This window comes from Streptomyces sp. NBC_01224, from assembly GCF_036002945.1.
GTDB lineage: Bacteria > Actinomycetota > Actinomycetes > Streptomycetales > Streptomycetaceae > Streptomyces.
In genome coordinates this window covers 9102192-9120960 of the sequence record NZ_CP108529.1, presented here as the reverse complement: position 1 = coordinate 9120960, position 18769 = coordinate 9102192, and the positions used below count along the sequence as shown (strand labels likewise).

At 67.4% G+C, this 18769-nt stretch carries 15 protein-coding genes and 2 pseudogenes; 7 read left to right on the top strand and 10 right to left on the bottom strand.

The window, feature by feature from the left end; all coding sequences use genetic code 11:
* Nucleotides 1–30: 30 nt before the first annotated feature.
* Nucleotides 31–2490 (top strand): Ig domain-containing protein, encoded by a 2460-nt coding sequence (locus OG609_RS41460; protein ID WP_327277489.1) that lies wholly within the window; start codon nt 31–33, stop codon nt 2488–2490.
* A gap of 91 nt (nt 2491–2581) precedes the next feature.
* On the opposite strand, the pseudogene OG609_RS46545 reads toward OG609_RS41460, so the two are convergent.
* Together OG609_RS46545 and OG609_RS41445 are read right to left on the bottom strand one after the other, a co-directional pair.
* Nucleotides 2582–3060, bottom strand: a pseudogene (locus OG609_RS46545) (winged helix-turn-helix domain-containing protein); the annotation flags it as partial.
* A gap of 389 nt (nt 3061–3449) precedes the next feature.
* Nucleotides 3450–4001 (bottom strand): GNAT family N-acetyltransferase, encoded by a 552-nt coding sequence (locus tag OG609_RS41445; RefSeq protein ID WP_327277487.1) that lies wholly within the window; start codon nt 3999–4001, stop codon nt 3450–3452.
* 48 nt (nt 4002–4049) lie between these two features.
* Here OG609_RS41445 and OG609_RS41440 point away from each other — a divergent pair, with 48 nt between their 5' ends.
* Together OG609_RS41440 and OG609_RS41435 are read left to right on the top strand one after the other, a co-directional pair.
* The gene (locus tag OG609_RS41440; protein ID WP_327277486.1) at nt 4050–4670 is read left to right on the top strand and encodes a TetR/AcrR family transcriptional regulator; all 621 of its coding nucleotides are present in this window, start codon (nt 4050–4052) and stop codon (nt 4668–4670) included.
* 79 nt (nt 4671–4749) lie between these two features.
* Nucleotides 4750–5199, top strand: coding sequence for a hypothetical protein (locus OG609_RS41435; protein WP_327277485.1), 450 nt, complete (start codon nt 4750–4752; stop codon nt 5197–5199).
* Between the two features lie 638 nt (nt 5200–5837).
* On the opposite strand, the gene OG609_RS41430 is transcribed toward OG609_RS41435, so the two are convergent.
* The 3 genes from OG609_RS41430 to OG609_RS41420 all read right to left on the bottom strand — a co-directional run bounded on the left by OG609_RS41430 (nt 5838) and on the right by OG609_RS41420 (nt 8152).
* A complete protein-coding gene (locus tag OG609_RS41430) occupies nt 5838–7232 on the bottom strand; it encodes an integrase (RefSeq protein WP_327277484.1) in 1395 nt (464 codons plus the stop codon).
* Nucleotides 7223–7420: a helix-turn-helix transcriptional regulator gene (locus tag OG609_RS41425; protein ID WP_327277483.1), complete on the bottom strand. Its 198-nt coding sequence runs from the start codon at nt 7418–7420 to the stop codon at nt 7223–7225. Before OG609_RS41425 ends, OG609_RS41430 begins: the two co-directional genes overlap by 10 nt.
* A 327-nt stretch (nt 7421–7747) precedes the next feature.
* Nucleotides 7748–8152: an mRNA interferase PemK gene (locus tag OG609_RS41420; RefSeq protein ID WP_023547126.1), complete on the bottom strand. Its 405-nt coding sequence runs from the start codon at nt 8150–8152 to the stop codon at nt 7748–7750.
* A gap of 166 nt (nt 8153–8318) precedes the next feature.
* On the opposite strand from OG609_RS41420, the gene OG609_RS41415 reads away from it, so the two are divergent.
* Together OG609_RS41415 and OG609_RS41410 are read left to right on the top strand one after the other, a co-directional pair.
* The gene (locus tag OG609_RS41415) at nt 8319–9557 is read left to right on the top strand and encodes an IS701 family transposase (protein WP_327278361.1); all 1239 of its coding nucleotides are present in this window, start codon (nt 8319–8321) and stop codon (nt 9555–9557) included.
* A gap of 149 nt (nt 9558–9706) precedes the next feature.
* Nucleotides 9707–11083, top strand: coding sequence for an IS1380 family transposase (locus OG609_RS41410; RefSeq protein WP_327271204.1), 1377 nt, complete (start codon nt 9707–9709; stop codon nt 11081–11083).
* A gap of 617 nt (nt 11084–11700) precedes the next feature.
* Here the strand turns inward: OG609_RS41410 and OG609_RS41405 are convergent.
* On the bottom strand, nt 11701–11874 hold the full coding sequence (locus tag OG609_RS41405; RefSeq protein WP_114243069.1) for a CsbD family protein: 174 nt from the start codon (nt 11872–11874) through the stop codon (nt 11701–11703).
* Nucleotides 11875–12737: 863 nt separating this feature from the next.
* Here OG609_RS41405 and OG609_RS41400 point away from each other — a divergent pair.
* Nucleotides 12738–13306 (top strand): annotated as a pseudogene (locus tag OG609_RS41400) (type 1 glutamine amidotransferase domain-containing protein).
* A 744-nt stretch (nt 13307–14050) separates the two neighbouring features.
* Here OG609_RS41400 and OG609_RS41395 read toward each other — a convergent pair.
* The 4 genes from OG609_RS41395 to OG609_RS41380 form a co-directional block, all read right to left on the bottom strand.
* Nucleotides 14051–14536: a hypothetical protein gene (locus OG609_RS41395; protein WP_327277482.1), complete on the bottom strand. Its 486-nt coding sequence runs from the start codon at nt 14534–14536 to the stop codon at nt 14051–14053.
* Between the two features lie 40 nt (nt 14537–14576).
* Nucleotides 14577–14819 (bottom strand): hypothetical protein, encoded by a 243-nt coding sequence (locus OG609_RS41390; protein ID WP_327277481.1) that lies wholly within the window; start codon nt 14817–14819, stop codon nt 14577–14579.
* A 54-nt stretch (nt 14820–14873) separates the two neighbouring features.
* Nucleotides 14874–15437 carry a hemerythrin domain-containing protein gene (locus OG609_RS41385; RefSeq protein ID WP_327277480.1) on the bottom strand — a complete coding sequence of 188 codons (564 nt, stop codon included), beginning with the start codon at nt 15435–15437 and terminating at the stop codon, nt 14874–14876.
* A 1900-nt stretch (nt 15438–17337) separates the two neighbouring features.
* Nucleotides 17338–17607 (bottom strand): hypothetical protein, encoded by a 270-nt coding sequence (locus OG609_RS41380; RefSeq protein ID WP_327277479.1) that lies wholly within the window; start codon nt 17605–17607, stop codon nt 17338–17340.
* 699 nt (nt 17608–18306) lie between these two features.
* Here OG609_RS41380 and OG609_RS41375 point away from each other — a divergent pair.
* Nucleotides 18307–18738 (top strand): Asp23/Gls24 family envelope stress response protein, encoded by a 432-nt coding sequence (locus tag OG609_RS41375; protein WP_114243073.1) that lies wholly within the window; start codon nt 18307–18309, stop codon nt 18736–18738.
* Nucleotides 18739–18769 lie beyond the last annotated feature (31 nt).

The window sequence follows — 18769 nt, the reverse complement described above, 5'->3', positions numbered from 1 at the left end:
TTTCCGTCGAGAGGTGACAGGAGCAACATCATGCGGTTCTCAGAACTCATAGTCGGATCCCAGCCCCCTCGGAGGAGGCCCGAACGGCGTCGGCGGACGGCCGGTGCCCTGGCGTTCGCGGTGCTGACCGCCGGCATTCTGCCCGCGGTCGGCGCACAGCCGGCGCAAGCACGACCTGGCGGAACGACTCCGTCGATCGAGATCCAGGCCGGCTATCTGGAGCTGGAGCTCGACAGGACAGGGACGGTCGTGGGTCTGGAGGACGTCAGGACCGGGGTCGACCACCTCGCGCCCGGTCATGCGGCGTCCCTGGTCAGCCTGGTCGTCGACGGCAAGCAGCAGAGGCCGACCACGGTTGACCGTTCCGGACCCGGTGGCCAGATGCTCACGTTCCGGAACAAGGCCGCGCACTGGAAGATCCAGGTGAAGCTGGTCAGCAGTCGCGGGGGCTACACCACGTTCGAAGCGGTCGCCGTCGACGTGCCGAAGGGCGTCGATGTGCAGACCCTGCTCTGGGGTCCACTGGCCACATCGATCTCCCAGACGGTCGGTACATCGGTGGGCGTGGTCCGCGACGACGATTTCGCCATCGGGCTCCGACCGCTGACCGACCGTACCGAGGGCGCCTGGCCGCAGGAGGACCAGGACATGGGCTGGGAGAACGAGGTCAACCACGATCCGGACCACGTGAGCGTGGGCTCCCTGGAGGAATGGAGCGCGGCAGGCGCGACCCCCTGGGGTTCCGTACTGCGCGCCTTCACCTTCGACTACACCAAGGAACGCCACCGCAAGGTACGCGGCTATCCGATCCCGGTCGGACCGCTGCCCGGCCGCGACGGCAGGATCGCCGGTTCCAAGATCGCACTCTTCGGAGCCTCGCCCGAGGCGACGCCGACGATCCTGTCCAACATCGCGAAGGGTGAGAAGCTGCCCTACCCGAAGCTGAGCGGGCAGTGGCAGAAGGCCTCCCAGGCGAGCAGCCAGTCATGGCTGGTGCTCGGCGACCTGGAGACCGGCAACATTCCGGCGGCGGCCCGGTTCGCCAAGGCGGCCGGTATGAACCGCATCTACTCACTCACCAGCAGCTACGGCCCATGGAAGTCCAGCGGCCACTACCAGTTCGACTCCAGCCTGGGCGGCAGCGACGCCGGGGCCGCGGCGGCCGTGGACAGCGCCCGGGCGAACGGTGTACAGCTCGGCGTACACACTCTGTCGGACTTCATCAGCACCGGCGACGAGCCCTACAACTGGGCCTGGTTCCCGCGGGACGCCTACCTCAAGCCGCCCGCCGACGACCGGCTCGCGATGGGAGGCACCGCCTTGCTCACCCGTCCACTGACGGCGGACGACACCACCGTGTACCTGGACGACGGCGCGCTGCTCGCCGCGGGACCCAGCTACAGCCTCCTGCGCATCGGGGACGAGTTCGTCAGCTACGGAGCGGCCGAGCAGGTGGGGAAGGAGTGGAAGCTGACCGGCGTGCAGCGCGCGCGATGGGGATCGGTCGCGGTCGCACACCCTGAGGGCGACCACACCGCCCGGGTCATGGCCAACAGCTACGGCGGCGCGATCGGCGGCCATGCCGTCCTCGACGAGATCAGCGACCGGCTGACCACCGCCTGGAACACCACCGGCATCACCGGTATGTCGTGGGACGGCCTGGAGTCGGCATCGGAGTCCGGCTGGGGCGCCTACGGCATGGCGCACCTGGTGAACAAGACGTTCCGGCGCATCGATGCCAAGGACGGATTCATCTCCGAGACCAGCCGGATGACCTCGAACACCTGGGACGCGCTGACCCGGGCCAGCTGGGGTGAGGTCGGCAGCACCTCGATGGAGCAGGTGTTCGCCAACAACAAGTACCTCCAGGCGAACTACCTCCCCGGCATGCTCGGCTGGATCAGCCTCAACGGCTCGGACAGTCTGCTCACCATGGAGTGGAAGCTGGCCCGAGGCGCAGGCCTGAACGCCGGGACGGGTTTCCAGAGCTCGGTCTCCCGCCTCGAATCGGGCGGCGAGAACACCACGCGGCTGCTCGACGCCATTCAGCAATGGGAGACGGCACGCAACCTGGGCGCGTTCACCGCGGAGCAGCAGGCGCGGTTCCGCGACCTGAAGACGAACTGGCACCTGAGCGCGGTCGAGCCGGGCAAGCGCTGGTCCCTGCAGGAGCTGGACGCCGACGGCAAGCCGGTCGGCGCCCCCCAGGCCGTCGTCGCCCCGACCCCGGAGCTCGACGCCGGACCGCTGCCCGCGGCAGCCAAGGGAGCCCTGTACGAGGCGACCGTGAAGACCAACACGCCGGCGACCACGCGCTACGCGGTGACCTCGGGGACCTTGCCCGCGGGCCTCGTGCTCAATGCGGACACCGGCGGAATCGTGGGGACACCGGTCAGGGCGGGAGCGGCGCCGTTCACGGTCACGGCGTACCAGAGCTCCGGTCTGCCGACAGCGCGGCGCGACTACGTGATCGAGGTCGGCGGTCACTGAGCTCGTAGGCGTGGTGTCGTCAGGGTGAGTCCAGTGCCGGCAAGGCATCCGTCAATAAGGTCGGGCTGGTACTGGACCTGGCGCAGTCCCGGTGGGCGCCGTCGAGCAGGCGGATGTAGTCCATCTCGCTCAGCGAGCGGCACTCGCCCTTGCGGCCGGCGTGTCGGCACAGGCGGGTGGGCAGGCCCGGCCTGATGCACAGCAGCCCGGCCACCGAGAGGCGGCCACGGCTGCACCCGGGCACACGCACCGTCGGGGTGATCCCGCGCTGGCCCCAGGTGCGGCCCTTGGGCGGCCGACCGGTTACGCCCGATTCATCCTCGAAGCAGATGAACGCGCCGGTCGCCGTCCGGAGGTTTTTACCTCCTGCCAGGTCGCCTTCCGCCATGCAGTAATCGCGTCTTCGTCGCGTTCGGCGGCGGGCCGGGCGGGCATCTGCACGCTGTAGCCCATCCGGTGCAGCAGCCGGGTGACGCCGGAGAAGCTGTAGGAGATGTGGAACTTTCGCCCGATCAGTGTGCGTACCCGGGCGACGGTCCACACCTGATCGTCCGTCCAGCCGTGTGCGGCCGGTGCAGGCATCGGACCTGTGTTCTCCCATCCGCCGAGGCGATCTCGCCTGGCTTCAGAGTCGCTACAAAATCCGATTCAGCTCAGGTCGGGGTGCCCCGGGCACGCGGTCCTGCTCGACGGTCCTGTCGAGGCGGACGAGAGTCTGAACCGCCATCCCGCCCACGTTCGGGAACCACTCGACCAAGTGTTGTGACACGGCTGATCTGCCACCATGACGAGGTCCGCACCCAGTTCACACCCACACTGCCCGCGCGGTGTCGGACCCGCCCTGCTCACCCGGCCGCAGTCAGATGTTGGACCACGACTTCCGTAGTCCGCTGCACGTGAGTGAGCACCCACCGCGTTGGCCCACAGCCACCGCCGTGGGTGCGTGGCGGGGATCCCGGTCACTGGTGATGGTTTCGCCATTCGGGGGCGAGGATCGCCCACATCTGCTTGTCGTGACGGGTGCCGCCGTAGGGCCAGTACTCGCGCCGTACGCCTTCGAGCGTCATACCGAGCCGCCGGGCCACCGCAGAGCTGCGCTCGTTGTCGGCTCGGCAGTGCCACTCGGCGCGATGCATCCCCCGGGAGGCGAACGCCCACTCCAGCAGCGCGCGGCACGCCTCTGTGACCAGGCCATGACCCTCGACGGCCGGCTCCAGCCAGCAGCCGATCTCGCAGGAACCGAAGCCGGCGTCGAAGTCCACGAACATCACGCCGCCGACCAGCGTTCCGTCGAGCCAGATACCGAAGAGGCGGCCGCCGTCCGCGGCCTGACGCTCGGCGTACCGGCGCAGTGTGGCCCGCGCCCCGTCGAGGTCGTCGGTGACGAACCCCGGCCCGACCCACGGCCGGATGTGCTCGCGAGCCCGGTCCAGGTGGGCCGCGAACTCCTCGGCATGCCATATCTCCAGCGGGCGGAGGCGGGCGTTGTCCCGCAAAGAAAGGGAAAACATGATGACCCCATTCACATAACAAGCGTTACGGTTATGTACCGTAGCAGCATGCCACGCACCAAGGGGAACCATGAGGCTCGCCGACGCGATGTCTCCGAGGCGGTCTGGCGGGTGTTGGTCGCTCACGGCTTCGGTGGATTGACCATGCGAGCCGTCGCCGCCGAGCTCGATGCCACCACCGGCCTGCTCACCCACTACTTCCCCGCCAAACGCGACCTGGTTGCGTACGCCCTCGACCTGCTCGAACGGCGAAGTGCCTCCCGCCCCCGGCGCGCCGCCGACAAAGGCCTGTCCGCCGTGAGGGCCGCGCTGCTGGACATCCTGCCGCTGACTGACGAGGCCACCGAGAGCAACCGGATCTGGGTGTCCTCCTGGGATGCCGCGCTCGCCAACCCCGAGTTGAGCGGCGATTACGCCCGCAAGTACGCGCAGAGCCGCGAAAAGCTGCGCGACCTGGTCGCCGCAGCCCAACAGCTCGGCGAACTGCCCGATGGCGACCCGGCCCGCATCGCGGCCGGCGCCCAGTCCTTCGTGCTCGGTCTGGTGGTACAGGCGCTATTCGACCCCCCGGCGTTCCCACCCCACCGCCAGGCCGAGCTCCTTGATGACTACCTGGCCACGTTGACCTCCCCGCCCTCATCCGGTGGCGATCACGAGGTCCTGTCCTGACGGCCACGCGTCTCGGAAGAGTTGTCGAGACTCGCACGGCGGCCGGCAGCGCGCACCGTTCATCGGCCCCGACACCCGTGTGCTCACCTTGCAGTCCCTTCCCGAAGACGCACCGTCACGAGCGGCCGTCCGCCGGTCGTCGCCACACCACCGCACCGCCCCCTCGTTCCCGTCCGGCCACCGCCCTCGTAGACGTGTCCGGCCGCACGGGAACGAGGAACAAGAAGGAAACCGCACGTATGACCACCGCGACCAACAGGCAGCACGCCCCGTCGCCCCTCCCACGCCTGTTCGCATCGTCCGGGCCCGCCGCATCACCACCCTGGACGGCGAGGCCGACACCCGGGTCCTCGACGCCATCGAGGCGGCCCGCGCCGCCCACCCCGAGCAGCGGATCAACCACCGCATCGAGCACTGCTCCCCCGTCGACGAGAAGCTGGTCCAGCGGATCCGCGCCGCCGAGGTCACCCCGGTGTCGTTCGGCGCATTCGTCCACGGGGGGCTCCAAACTGCGCCGCTACCACGGTGACGCGCGCGCCGCACGGGTCAGTGACCACCGCTCCTTTCTGGACGCCCGCATCGTCGTCGCGGGCTCGTCCGACCACCCGTCGGGTTCCCCTTGAGCCGCTGCTCGCCCTCCAGACGATGGTGACCCGGCGTACCAGCGGGGGCGATGTCCTCGGCGCCGGCAGGGCCCTGACGGTCCGTGAGGCTTTAAACGTTTACACCATCGCTTGGGCGCGCCACAGGCGAGTCCCAGCTCAAGGGCCGCGGACGCATTGCAGCAACCGGGGCTCTCACTGCTCGCCCTGTCCTTTTCTGCCTCGCATACGAAGCGAACCACCGCCGAATGGCACCAAGATCCGGGCCATTCCCGGACCACCTCGCCCACGAGGAACGAAAGATTCAACGTTTCCGCTGGTCAGCGACATGCATGACGTGTACCACCAGCAGACGAAGAATCTTCTGGTGTCGTACTCGCCGAAGAAGCTCGGCTTCTTCTAGACGCACGAGAAAAGGCGCCTGACCTGGGCTTTCACCCGTCAGGCGCCTTTCACTCAGCCCGCTCTCGATCGAGCCCGGCTTGCGTGCTAACTCCCATTTCCTCCCACTGCTGTACCCCTCCCGACCAGTGCTTCCGGACCAGTCACGGACCAAACCTCCAGTTCAGCCCTCGGGTGCGTCACCTTGGTTGACGCGCTGCCACTCGTTCATGGACTGCTCGATGAGGCGGTTCGCCTGCTCTCGAAGGCCGTCGAGGAACTTGGCGTAGTGGCGAAAGAGAACCTCGATGCTCTGACCGGCGCGGCGGGCGCATTCGGCCGGGTCCACTCCGGAGTAGAGCCAGAACGAGATCCCGGCGTGCCGGAGATCGTAAAGTCGCTTGGCCAGGCGAGAAGTCCGCTCGGTACGAGTCAGGGCGTGCTCCCGGGCCCGCGCCCACGTGATGCCGTAGGCGGCAGCGTCCACGCAGTTGCCAGCCTGGTTCCGGAAGAGTCGACCGTCGGGTGCCACATCGAACCGTTTCACATGGGCACGCAGCATGCGTACGAATTGCGGCGGGATGGGAATAGGTCGCGTCGCGCTTGCCGCGCGACGCTTGAGCGAGTGCACCTCGTGCACCTCTCCGTTGTCGGTCCACTCCTTGCCAGACGTGACAACCCCGCCCGAGAGGTTGAGCATCCCCCATCCAGTCTTCGGCAAGTGGCATTGATCGATCCGAAGATGGATGACCTCAGCTGGCCGCATAGCCGCGAAGTACATGCAGCCGAAGAACGCCTCAAGATGAGGACCCCGCCCCCGCTGGCGAGCAACGGACTCGAGCAGGCGAAGCACCTGGGCCGGATTGGGAACGGCGGCCGGATCCACCTCTTCATTGACTGCTGGCGCTTTCCACCGTAGACCGTTGAGGGGGTTTTCCGCGAAGTACCCCTTCTCCACCGCAGTGTTGAGAGCTTCGTTGAACGCAGCCCTCTTGCGTCGGGCTGTCTTGGCCGCAGCCGCCTTGCCGTCCAGTTTGCGGCACATCGCGTCGAGGGCCCGCCTCAGAACGTCGGCCTCCGCGAGGGCGCTGACCGGCAGCGAGTTCCGCTTCATCCAGTCCAGCGCGTGGAGCCACTCCTCGGTGGGCTCGCACTGCCAGGCTTTCTTGTTGAATGCCCACGAGTACAGGGCACGCCGTAGTACCCGCGGATCGGAAAACGTTGCGCCGGGGCGCACGAGGGCGGGCGTGACCGTGGCGAAGGCATCAGCCAGGGTGCGGCGGGTGTTCCCTGGCGTGCGCTCCCATCTTTGCTCGATGTATTCGTGCGCCAGGTCATACCACGTAGTTCGCTGCTTGATGGCCCGCAACTCGGATGCCGGCAGACCGGTGTGCTCATCAAACGGCTCACCCTCGCGCGCAGCTGTCATCAGCTTCGCGCGTCGGCTATCAGCAAGCGCGAACGTGATGAAGGACTCGGACTTCTCTCGCCCGTTAACCGTCCACCGAATCTGGAAAGGCTTGCGCCGGTCTGGGCGCTCGCGTATCTCCCAGAAGCGGACGTTATAACTCATCGCCATCCGGGCGTATCCCTTTCACACGCCTCCCACCACGCATCCAGATCGACGCGGCGGCAGCGCAGTTCACCGTTGGGCAGCTTGATAATTCGGGGTGCCTGACCGCGAGCGCGTAGGCGGTAGAAGGCCGACGGGCTCATCCGGATTTCCGCTAGGACCTCGGCGAGCTTGAGCGCAGGTGGACGAGCCATTGATGTTTCCTCGGGTATTCTGAATTCGTCGGCCGCCCAGGCGGCAGCGCGCGACTTGCACCCACTCCGCCACAGATGATGGGCAGGCGCTGTCAGTTACGGGGACTGCTGGGCGCCGAAATGAAGGGCCATAGTGTCCGAACGGCTCCACCGCCAAGCACAGCCGCTGCGAACACCCTCAATGGTCGTCACGATCGCCGGTTTGGCTAATACTCCAGCCGTAGATCGTGATCTCGGTGGTGAGGGGCGCCGAGGCGGCAGGTGGCCAGCGTCGATCATCTCGCCCGAGATCGCCCACGCCGTCGCGGGCGTCGGCTCCTTCTCCGTCTACCCGAGTTCACCGAGACGGAGGGCATCCCTTATCTCGCTGAGCTTCGCGGTCGTGGCCGGGGTCCGCTCCTGCGCTTGTTCAGCGAGTCGGAGGGCGTCGTCAATCTCGCTGAGCTTCACGGAGGACAGGACGGCCGCCCGCTCTATCAGGTCGTCCCGGGACACAGTGGTCAGCCACGTGCACGGGGTGAAGCCTGGACGCGGGAACGCGAGCCGCAGCACGCCTTCGAACGGCAGTCCTTCACCGGCGCCGACCGTCACTTCGATGCCCAGACCGCTGATGTCGACGCCCGCCGGAGCGACGACCTGCATCACCCGGATCCCGGACGTGTCGTCTCCCGACAGCAGTACGACCAACCTCCGCTCGTCGAACTGGACCCACCAGACTTCGCCACGTTGCACAAGTCCTCCAGACACATGACGGCAGGCAGACGCTGCGCGACCCTGACGCGCTGTGGAGACGGGTGCGGCCACCGTTGATCATCGGTGTGTGAAGACTGAAGATCATGCGGTGGCCGCAGGTCACAGCGTAGACCCTGCCCGCTGGCAGGAGGCGTTCGAGGGCCTGATGGCCCGGATCGCGGGCCGGTTCACACGGGTCGAACCCCGACGTCGGGTCGGGCGGTTGGTGCTCGGGCTGCTGTCGGACCTGCCGCGCAAAAACTGCTGGACCATCGCAGAGTGGGCCGGAGAGAGCACCCCGGACGGCATGCAGCACCTGCTCGGGCGGGCCAAGTGGGACGCCGACCAGGTCCGCGACGACGTGCGGGCCTACGTGGTGGAGCATCTGCGGGACGACCAGGCGGTTCTGGTGGTCGACGAGACCGGCGACGTGAAGAAGGGCACCGACACCGTCGGTGTCCAGCGCCAGTACACCGGCACCGCGGGCAGGATCGAGAACGCGCAGGTCGCCGTCTATCTCGTCTACGCCGGCCGCCGCGGACACGCCGCGGTAGACCGGGAACTGTACGTTCCGCGTTCCTGGACCTCGGACCCCGACCGCTGCCGGGCCGCCGGACTCGGTGACAAGACCGAATTCGCGACCAAACCGCAGCTTGCCGCCCGCATGGTCACCCGATTCCTGGACGCCGGCCACCGGGCCGCCTGGCTCGCGGGAGACGAGGTCTACGGCGGCAACCCGACGCTACGCGCCGCGCTGGAAGAACGCGGCACCGGCTACGTCCTCGCGGTGGCCTGCTCGCACGAAGTCACCACAGGCGCCGGGAAGTTCCGCGCGGACACGCTGGCCAGGAAGGTGCCCAAGAGGGCCTGGCAGAAGCTGTCCGCAGGGAGCGGAGCCAAGGGCCACCGCTTCTACGACTGGGCCGTCATCGACCTCACCGCCCCCCGGCCCGGGAGCCGGCAGTTGCTGATCCGCCGCAACCGCAGCACCGGCGAACTCGCGTACTACCGCTGCTACTCGCCGGCCGCCGCAGTGCCGCTAACCACCCTGGTGCGCGTCGCTGGATCAAGGTGGCGGGTCGAGGAGTTTTTCCAGTCCGGCAAGGGCCTGGCGGCCTTGGACGAGCACCAGGTCCGCCGCTACCCGTCCTGGTCCCGCTGGGTCACCCTGGCCATGCTCGCGCACGCCTTCCTCGCCGTCGTCCGCGCGAACGAACACGACCGCGATCCCGCACCAGACGCCCTCATACCGCTCACCTGCAACGAGATCCAACGGCTGTTCATCACGCTCGTCATCCGGCCCGCCTTTGACCCGGTCCACCGGCTCAGCTGGTCCGACTGGCGACGCTGCCACCAGGCCCGATCCCAGACCAGCCACTACCGGCGGCAAGCCGCTCGAACGTGAAGATCACGATTTACGGCTGGAGTACTAGCCTCGGGCTTTCACGTGGCTGGGTGTCCGATGCGTGATCGGAAACGCGAAGAGTGCTCCTGACCTGCAACGATGGGACTTGTCTAGGGTCCAGGTCGGCGCATGAAAGAAGCACTCCTCAGGTGAAGAAGCGTATCGGGTCCTATCCGCGTGTCCGCATCGAGGGCGGCGGGAGCGGGGTGGTCTCGCAGGCTGGCGGAGTACTGCTGGTCGAGACTGCCCGTAAGACCGGCCTGGATACCGAGATATCGGCGGCGCTGACGCCGTGGCGGCGGCCTCGGGCGGTGCACGATCCGGGCAAGATCCTGCTGGATGTGGCTCTCGCGGTCGCGCTGGGCGGGGACTGCCTGGCCGATGCGGGACTGCTGCGGGCCGAGCCGGCCGTGTTCGGGCCGGTGGCCTCCGACCCAACGGTCTCCCGGCTGATCGACACCCTCGCCGCGGCCGGGGACAAGGCCCTGACCGCGATCCGCTCGGCGCGCGCCGAAGTGCGCGAGTACGTCTGGACGTTGGCCAAAGATGCGGCGCCGGATAGGGGCGGCCAGGTGATTGTGGACCTGGACGGAGTGCTGGTCCTGGCCCACTCCGACAAGCAGGACGCGGCCGCGACCTGGAAGAAGTCGTTTGGACATCACCCCCTGATGGGCTTCGTCGACCACGGAAGCGGTGGCACCGGGGAGCCGGTGGCAGCACTGTTGCGGCCGGGGAACGCGGGATCCAACACCGCCGCCGACCACATCACCGCCACTCAACTCGCTTTGGCCCAGCTCCCCAAGCGTCACCGGCGCGGCCGGTCCACACTGATCCGTACCGACTCCGCGGGCGGCACCCATGAGTTCCTCGCCTGGCTCACGAAACGGGGCCGGTGGCTGTCGTACTCGGTCGGGATGACCATCACTGAGCAGATTCATCAGGCCGTGTTGAAGGTCCCGGCCTCCGCCTGGACCCCAGCGGTCGAGCCGGGCGGCGAGATCCGCGACGGCGCCTGGACCGCCGAACTCGACGGCGACACACTCAAGGGCTGGCCGAAGGGAATGCGGCTGATCGTCCGCAAGGAACGGCCCCACCCCGGCGCCCAGTTGCGCTTCACCGACGCCGACGGCCTGCGGCTCACCTGCTTCGCCACCAACACGACGGGCGGGAAGATCACGGACCTGGAACTGAGGCACCGCCGACGGGCGAGGGCAGAGGACCGCATTCGGAACGCACGGGCCACCGGCCTGCGGAACCTGCCCCTGCACGAGACCGCACAGAACCGGATCTGGCTGGAGATCGTCCAGCTCGCCCTCGACCTGCTCGCCTGGATGCCGATGCTCGCTCTGACCGGCAAACCCCGCCTCTGGGAGCCCCGCCGCCTGCGGTTGCGGCTGTTCTCCGCCGCTGCCCAACTCATCACCACCGCCCGCCAACGGCACCTGCGATTCGCCCACCACTGGCCATGGACCGACGTGATCACAGACGCGATCAGACGGCTCGACACCCTCCCGAACCCACGCTGACCAGCAACAACCCGTCCCGACGAGCAGAAGAGCCACCGACCGGAACCGTGGAATCCGGCGCCCACCCGATGCGACGATCGGGCCACCCGTATGCCCGCACACGCTCCACAACGACGCATTGGCCGCCAGCCGAAGCTGACGACCAATCACGAAAGATCGAGGCTAGGGCCTTCTTACGGGCCCGCTCCCACGTCTTGCCGCAGGCCGCTGCATCGACGTATCCGTCAGCCGCATTGCGGAACACTCGACCATCGGGCGCCACGCCGAAGCGATCGACGTGATCTCGCAGCGTGCGCACGAACGACGGCTGTATCGCCGTACTCAACCGGGAACCGGACAAGTGCCTGGCCCTGGAGTGGCACACCGTGCACGACCTACCCCAGGACATCATCGAATGCCCCGCGAGGAATGGGTCAAGACCCAGCCCCACGCACTCATCGCCTCCTGCGTCGTACTCCTCGACCGACGGCGCCGGATGCTCATGCTGCGCTACGCCCCCGGACAGCCGAGCGCCGGAAGTTGGTGGTTGCCGGGCCGTCCGGCAAGACACCACAGCCAGCCCGGTAGCCGACGGCGCGGCCAGCACCGGGTTCGCGGCCCCCTCTACGATCAAGGCCCTACTGCCCGGACTTCTTCAGCCGCTCAGCCGCCTTTGCTGCGGTCTCCTGGGCCTTTCCCGTCATTTGCTCGCCGCGGCCCTCTGCCTGCATACGCTCGTCGCCCAAGGCACCGCCAGCGGTTTCCTTCAGCTTGCCCTTGACCTGCTTGGCTTTCGCCTTTCCCTTACCCATGACACTTCCGTCCTTCCCTGTGAGGGGGTTGACGTCTCCACCTTGCGCCCGTCAATCTGAGGCCGCAATCGGTGAGGTGTCGCCGCAGAGCGGCGCTCTAGCCGGTCGGGCAGTTCGTGGAACCCAGGGCCTGGCCACAGGGGGCAGCTCCGCATCTGGCTGGGAGTCGGGTTCACTCGGACCTGGTCCGGACGGCAGCTGCGGGTCTTGGGGCGCCGGAATTCAGCCTTCCGACGACGGGTCTCGGGGCCTCTCCTAGATGAACATGGAACGCCGGGAACAGCAGCCTCATCTGCCTGCACAGCCCATGTGCTGAGGAACAGCACAGTGGCTTCCTGCTTCGGCTACTCGCTGTACGCTCGCCGCTGGCGCGCCGGACGCGCATGCTGGTCAAGACATCCGATGCAATCTTCTACGGCGAGGTACTCGAGTGGGCCTGCGCCAGGCCCGGCTGCTGGGAGGTCCGCTCCGGGACGTCAGCAGCGTGGCAGCCCGGATCGTACCGGCCGGTACGATGCTGAGCGGCGAGCGGACGAGTCCGCGCTGGATTCTCTACTTCCCGTACCGAATGCTGGCACGGCGGGGGTGGCCTCCCGGCATTGCGGCGGAACCATCGGCCGGGTAGTGGAGGGCGATCACCACAACAGCTCTGTCGTGCGGCCCCCGCGGCGCGGTCTTCGACGCCGAGTCTCCACGCAGCCCCTTGATCATCACTGCGGCGGTTAAGCTCGGGCCCGACGCTGTTTCCGGTCGGTCCCCGCGGGCCGGGAGGCCTGGCAAGGCAGCAATGGGCGCAAGGATTCGAGGCATCCGCGACGGCACACCGCTCCGGCCGGACCGTTCCATCCCGAAAGGATCTGGGAATGTCCGACAACGACGTGAGCATGCGGAGGGTCCTGGCGATCGTCACGAACTACGGCGTCGAGCAGGACGAACTTCTGGTGCCCCTCGAACACCTGCGGGGCTGGGGCGCCGACGTGGACGTCGCTGCCGTGTCGGCGGACGATATTCAGACCCTGGTCGGCGACAGGGCTCCCGGCGAGACCATCCGACCCGAACTCACTCTGAGCGACGTCGACCCGGCCGATTACGATCTACTGCTCGTGCCAGGTGGCACGTTGAACGCCGATACGCTGCGCCAGCAGGAATCGGCGAGGAGATCGTCCGCTCCTTCACATCGTCCAGTCGCCCCATAGCGGCCATCTGCCACGGACCCTGGACCTTGGTCGAAGCGAGTGTCATCGAAGGTAAGAGGCTCACGTCCTACCGCTCGCTGAGGACAGACATCGCCAATGCCGGTGGTGAATGGGACGACGAGCCGGTCATCAAGGACGACTCCCATGGCTGGACGCTCATCACCTCGCGCAACCCAGACGATCTGGAGCCCTTCCTGCGAGAGATCGACGCGGCGCTCGCCGTAGATACCCACTGAGCGGACCGGTAGGCCGGTCCCCGCTGCGCGCCACCGGCTCACGGGAGGACTCATCCATGTCGGCGTGCAAGCGGATCACAGGCCACCATGCGGGTCTCGTCAGGCACACCTGCAACAGCTCCAGATCGGGTCGAAGTACCCGTATGGCGATTTTCGCACCGCGGGAGATCGCGGTCAGCCTCCTCCTGCCTGCCGGACCTGCCCTCCACGCCTCGATGTAGCCGCCCCCGCTCCCAAGCCGGTGTCCTCTTGTGAGACTCCGCAGGTCAGCTGCTTGTCCCTCTCGGCTGTCCCTAAGGATTCGGACACGATCGTGAGACTGACCGGCTGGACACGGCGTGAGACACCGCGAGAAACCACAGGTCACAGCGTCGCCGTGGGACACGAGCGGCGAGACCCTATGTGTGTCGGGAAGCGGACCGGAGCACCGGGGAAGGGTGCCAACCCCTGCGCAGGGAGTCAGGGCGTAACCGGGCCACCGCCCGTAATCCGATTCTCATGCGGAGCGGGTGTGATCGCATACGGAGACGCAGCGCACCACAGCGGGCCGAGCGCGGTATCCGGACGACAGAGACGGCAGGCCAGCGCGCTGTCCTCGGCGGGCAGGCTCACTGCCTGCTCGCGCGACGGCCTTCGCCGATGCCCTGCTCGACCGTCCAGTCCAAGGGTGGGGACGGGGGCTGGCGTCCGGTATGCACGCTTGGCTCCCTTCCTCTTCCTTCTGCCAGCGGCGGGTCGCTGTCGTCAGGTATCGGACACGGTGAAGAGGGCGCCATCGGAGTCGCGGATGACGAAGGCGTCGAATGAGGCATCGGCGAGTGAGGGAACCGGTGAGGATTCGCCCCTGGCAGCAACGGCGGCGGCCGCGGCCTGCTTGCTGCTCTGGACACGGATGTCCACAATCGACCGGGGGGGCCGGATTCTCGGGTCCGGGTCGGTTTCGATACCTCCGCCGCGCAGGGTGGCGACGGTGTCTCCCGCGGCCTGGATGAGGACGTGATCCTGCGCGTAGTCGACCGTGCAACCGCCGGGCAGTTGGGCCCAGTCGAAGATCTCCGCGTAGAAGATGGCGGCCTCGAACGCGTCGCGGGTCTGCAGGTCCAGCCGGGCTGGAGCACTGCCCCGCCCCACGGACCAGAACAGGACCGGGCCTTCCCAGAATTCGAACACGGCACCGTCACGGTCGGCAGCGATCCCGACGCGGCCCTCGCCCAGGGGAAGCGGCCCCACGGCGAGCGTGGCGCCGCGCTCGCCGATCCGGACCGCCGTCTCATGCGCGTTCTTGCCGGCGAAGTACGGGCCCCAAACGGCTGAAGGGCCACCAGCATCCGATTCCGGCGACCGGTTCACCATAGGCCAGAGCCACCGAAAAGTTGCTGCCCAGGATGCTCTCCCGGAACTTCCAGCCGATGACATCGGTATGGAAGGACTGTGCTGCGCGCAGATCCTGCGCCATCAGATTCACCCAGCAGGGCGCGCCGGTCACCGGCCTGATCTTTTCGAGGGTCGGCATTCGATACTCCTCCGGCTGTGTGACGGACGGCGAGGCATGTTGGCGGCCTGGGGTTCAGCCTTTGGTCGTGCGGCCGCTGAGCAGGTCGCGTACGCGGTCCACCAGCCCGACCCCGGGCACGAGCAGCTTGTTGGCGGGCGGGGTGTTCGGGAGCGAGGGGTGGGGGCGGGTGGGGGCCATCTCCTTGGCCCGGCGCACCAGCCGCCCCAGCTCGTCCAGCTTCGCGGGTGGGAGGGACGCTGCGAGTCTCGGGAACAGTTCGTGCTCCTCCTCGCGAACGTGGGAGGCGACCGCGAACTTCAGCTTAGCGACGATGTCGTTGAACTGCGGATCAACGGCGTGCAGGTCTTCGAGATCCTTGAGCATCTGCTCGACCTTGGCATGATCGGCGAGTTCCTTGTCCGCCAGTGTCGCACCGTCCGATACGTGATTGCGTACCGCCGGATACAGGTGCAACTCCTCGGCAACCGAGTGCCGTACCAATTCCGCAGTCAGCCGGTCCGCCAGTTCGCGCCGCTGCGGATGGTCGACGGGCTGCGCTTCGATCTGCGTGAACAGTGCCTCCAGCTCACGATGATCGGCCGTGAGCTCCACGATCACATTGCCGCCGTGTCCCATGACAGTCCCTTTCCTCTTTCTCGGGTTCATCGCCCCTCAGAAGGAGGGTGCAGACGCCCAGACAACAGCCATGGAGGCAAAACCTGCGCCTTGCTCGCGAAGACAGACCCGGCGCTCACCTCCCCGGCGCAGCCACGTCAGGGCCCACACTGCTGCCCTTGGTTTCCTGGGGCCGGCCTGGATTACGGCTACTCGTGACGGTGGGCGTCGGCTCCGCGCGGCGGTGGCAGGCTCATGCCCTCACACTGGCCCCGACCACGCTCCAGCGCGCGTCACCGTCACAGTGCCCGCGCCCGATCCCGCACCGCCGGCCAGGGCGCCATCCGGACATACATCAGGCACTTGGCTCATCAGGGCCCCGCGTATTGGCGATGTAGCTGTCCGGGGCGGCACATGCAGGCCCAGACGTACAGGGAACGCCGAGCACACCACGGGTGCCGGGGAGTGCAAACGATGCTCGAACCTGTTACCGCCCGCGGCTTCGCCTACTACGAGCTCACAACCGAGATGATGCAGCGCGTTCTTCTCCCCCCCAGACAGGCGCTGTGTGATGAGCAACCACGGCCGTCCTCCGCGCCCGACGCAGCGAGCGGAACTGACAGCCCGGCCCCTCCCGCTGCCGACCAAGACAGCGCCGCGCTCCTCTCTCGCTCTGCCCTCCACTGCTGCAAGGCCCCCGAAACCAGAACGGCAAAAGTTTGCGGACAGCCCCGGGCCGGAAACGCCGCCGGGTGCGGGGCCCGATGAAGTAGGGGGACGAGGCTACCGCGCAGCTGGATGACCTCCCGGGTGGAACCGAGGGCGAACCACCCGTAACCAGCTGGCATACGACGCTTCCGGCGTGCTGCGAAGCAGCCTCCCCCACATCGCCACCGTGGAGGAAGACGTTGCGAAGGATGTTGTCGTCGCCCCGTCCAACCCGAAAGACGCCGAGCACCTGCGTCAGGAAGTCGTCCAGCAACTGACCTTCTCTGCCTACGCCCTGCAGATAGCAGACCCCACAGCACAACATGAGCACCTGCTTGGCTGGGCACCGGCCCACGGGCAGTTGGTCCGGTCTCCTCCAGCCGTACCCGTCGGCTGCACTTCCGCGTCCGCACGGAGGCCAAGAGTGAGCCCTGCGCCATCCACGCTGAGCAAAACCTTTATCCCAACAGCCTGCGAGCAGTTCCTGACAAATACTTCATCCCCTCATCCTCGGCGCGGGAAGGGGTTGCTCCCCCACTCGTCGCGAGCCGACGAGCCAGGAACACATGTCGCGCCGCGATGATCAGCTGCCCCTTGAAGAGAACGACGCGCACCCCCTGCGCGCCAAGGCCAACAGCTGTCTCTACTTCAGGCAGACAACGCTGATACGGATGCCTTCGGCAGTGGGGCGGTCCTGGCTGGCGACCCCACCGTGGTCGCAGAGTTCGAAGCCAAGAGGTACCGGCGAGCCGACCACCTGTGCTGGCCACGGCTCGACGCGGTGAGCTCGACTGGACACGGCATCCGGACTGCCGAACCAGCGTGCCTCCCCCTCCTCCTGTGGTGAGCCACCCAGGGAGCATGCGACGGATGCTGCCGTCACGAAGAATGATCTCGAATAATGGACCGTGGTCGGGTGATACGTCGCCGTGAACTGTCTGATTCCGAGCGGGTATTTGTCCGGTCGCTGCTGCCACAGTCCTTGCCGGGCCGGAAGCGACTGAACGACCGCAACGCGCTCGATGGGGTCGCAAGGAAGTTCCGGACCGGGGGCGCCCTGGCGGGACGTGCCAGCGATACGGCCCGTGGGCCACACTGCACACCGTTTCCACCGCTGAGCCAAGGACGGCACCTTCGAGCAGATGCTCCGGCCGGCCGAGGCGGAAGGAAACGCGGCTGGCCTCAGTGTCAACAACGCTCGTGATCAATACAGTTAGGCCGCGGTTTCTGCGATGAGGACGGCGGCGGTTACCGGGCCCGAGGTGTCACTGGTGGCTGCGTCGGCTACCGCCGCCCGGACGGCTCGGGCTACTTCCAGTGGTTGGTACCCGGGGGCGACCGCGAGCTGGACCTCGATGTGCCGGCCTGGTGGATGGTCATGTTGCTCCACTTTGACCGGGTGGCTTCCCAGCACGGGGGTGAGGCGGGCCACGCCCGGAACAGCCGCTGCGACGTCGGCCAGCTCCCCGATGGGGCCCCTCATGGGCCCTGTTCCGGTCGTTGGGAACGAGCTTCGCGCGGCTGCGGCCTCCGGCGAGGGCCCCATGGTGTTCTCTGCGGTCTGCGGCCTGACGTCTCTCTCCGGGCCCTCATGGAGATCCGTGACGCGCAGGTCAACTGCCACGGTGGCCAGGCCGAGCCGTTCAGCGGCCACGTTGAGCAATGTGCTCCTCAACTGCTCCGCGGTGCGGGGCAGTGGCTGCCCTATAAATGCGGTGAATGCGGCCTCGATCCTGAGCGGGCCAGGCGGTAGCGCGCTGGCCGGCGGACGGACGGACGGCTCGGACACGGGCCCGAGCGATGCCGGTCCGATGCGCAGGCTCTCCAGCCAAACGCCAGGAATCTCAGCGGCCGTGCGCCCGAGGGCCCGGACGGCTGCTTGCTCGGTGATCCACGTCCCGTCGTCAGGCCCTCCGAGCGGGAGCAGCCGACCCAGGCCGAGCTGGCGCCGTACTGCCTGCATCCACGCCTCAGTTTTCACCGGCCTCTCACCCTCTTCCATGGCCACGGTTCTCCCCCTCCCGCACTGCGCCCCGACTCCGCAGGGGCTCTGGGCAGGGGCACTTCGTGCCACTCGTTGCACCACCCCGTCTCATGGTTCGCACCTCTGATAAAACCCACTAAAACGAATATAATCCGATCAAAGAGTGCTAGGTGATCTCCTTCAGGGAGGAAGAGCCCGATGACTGAGAACACCGGCGGAAAGCACGGCGGTGCGCCCGGCTCTCGCGGTCGGACGACCATTGCCGACGTGGTGGTAGAGAAGATCGCTGGGATGGCGGCACGCGATGTGCCCGGCGTCCATGCCCTGGGCAGTGGATTCGCGCGCTCGATGGGTTCCATGCGGGAGCGGATGCCCGGCGCCGGTAGTGGCAAATCCGTCACGCGCGGGGTCAGCGTCGAGGTGGGAGAGGTGCAGGCGGCCATCGATCTGGAGATCGTCGTCGACTACGGCGTCTCCATCACGGACGTGGCCAGTGACGTGCGCGAGAACGTGATCTCCGCAGTGGAGCGGATGGCGGGCCTGGAAGTCGTGGAAGTCGATATCGCGGTCAGCGATGTGAAGCTGCCCGACGAGGAGGACGAAGAGGAACAGCGGCAGCGGGTTCAGTAGCCAAGGGGAGCAGCCCGCTTGAGCGAAGGAG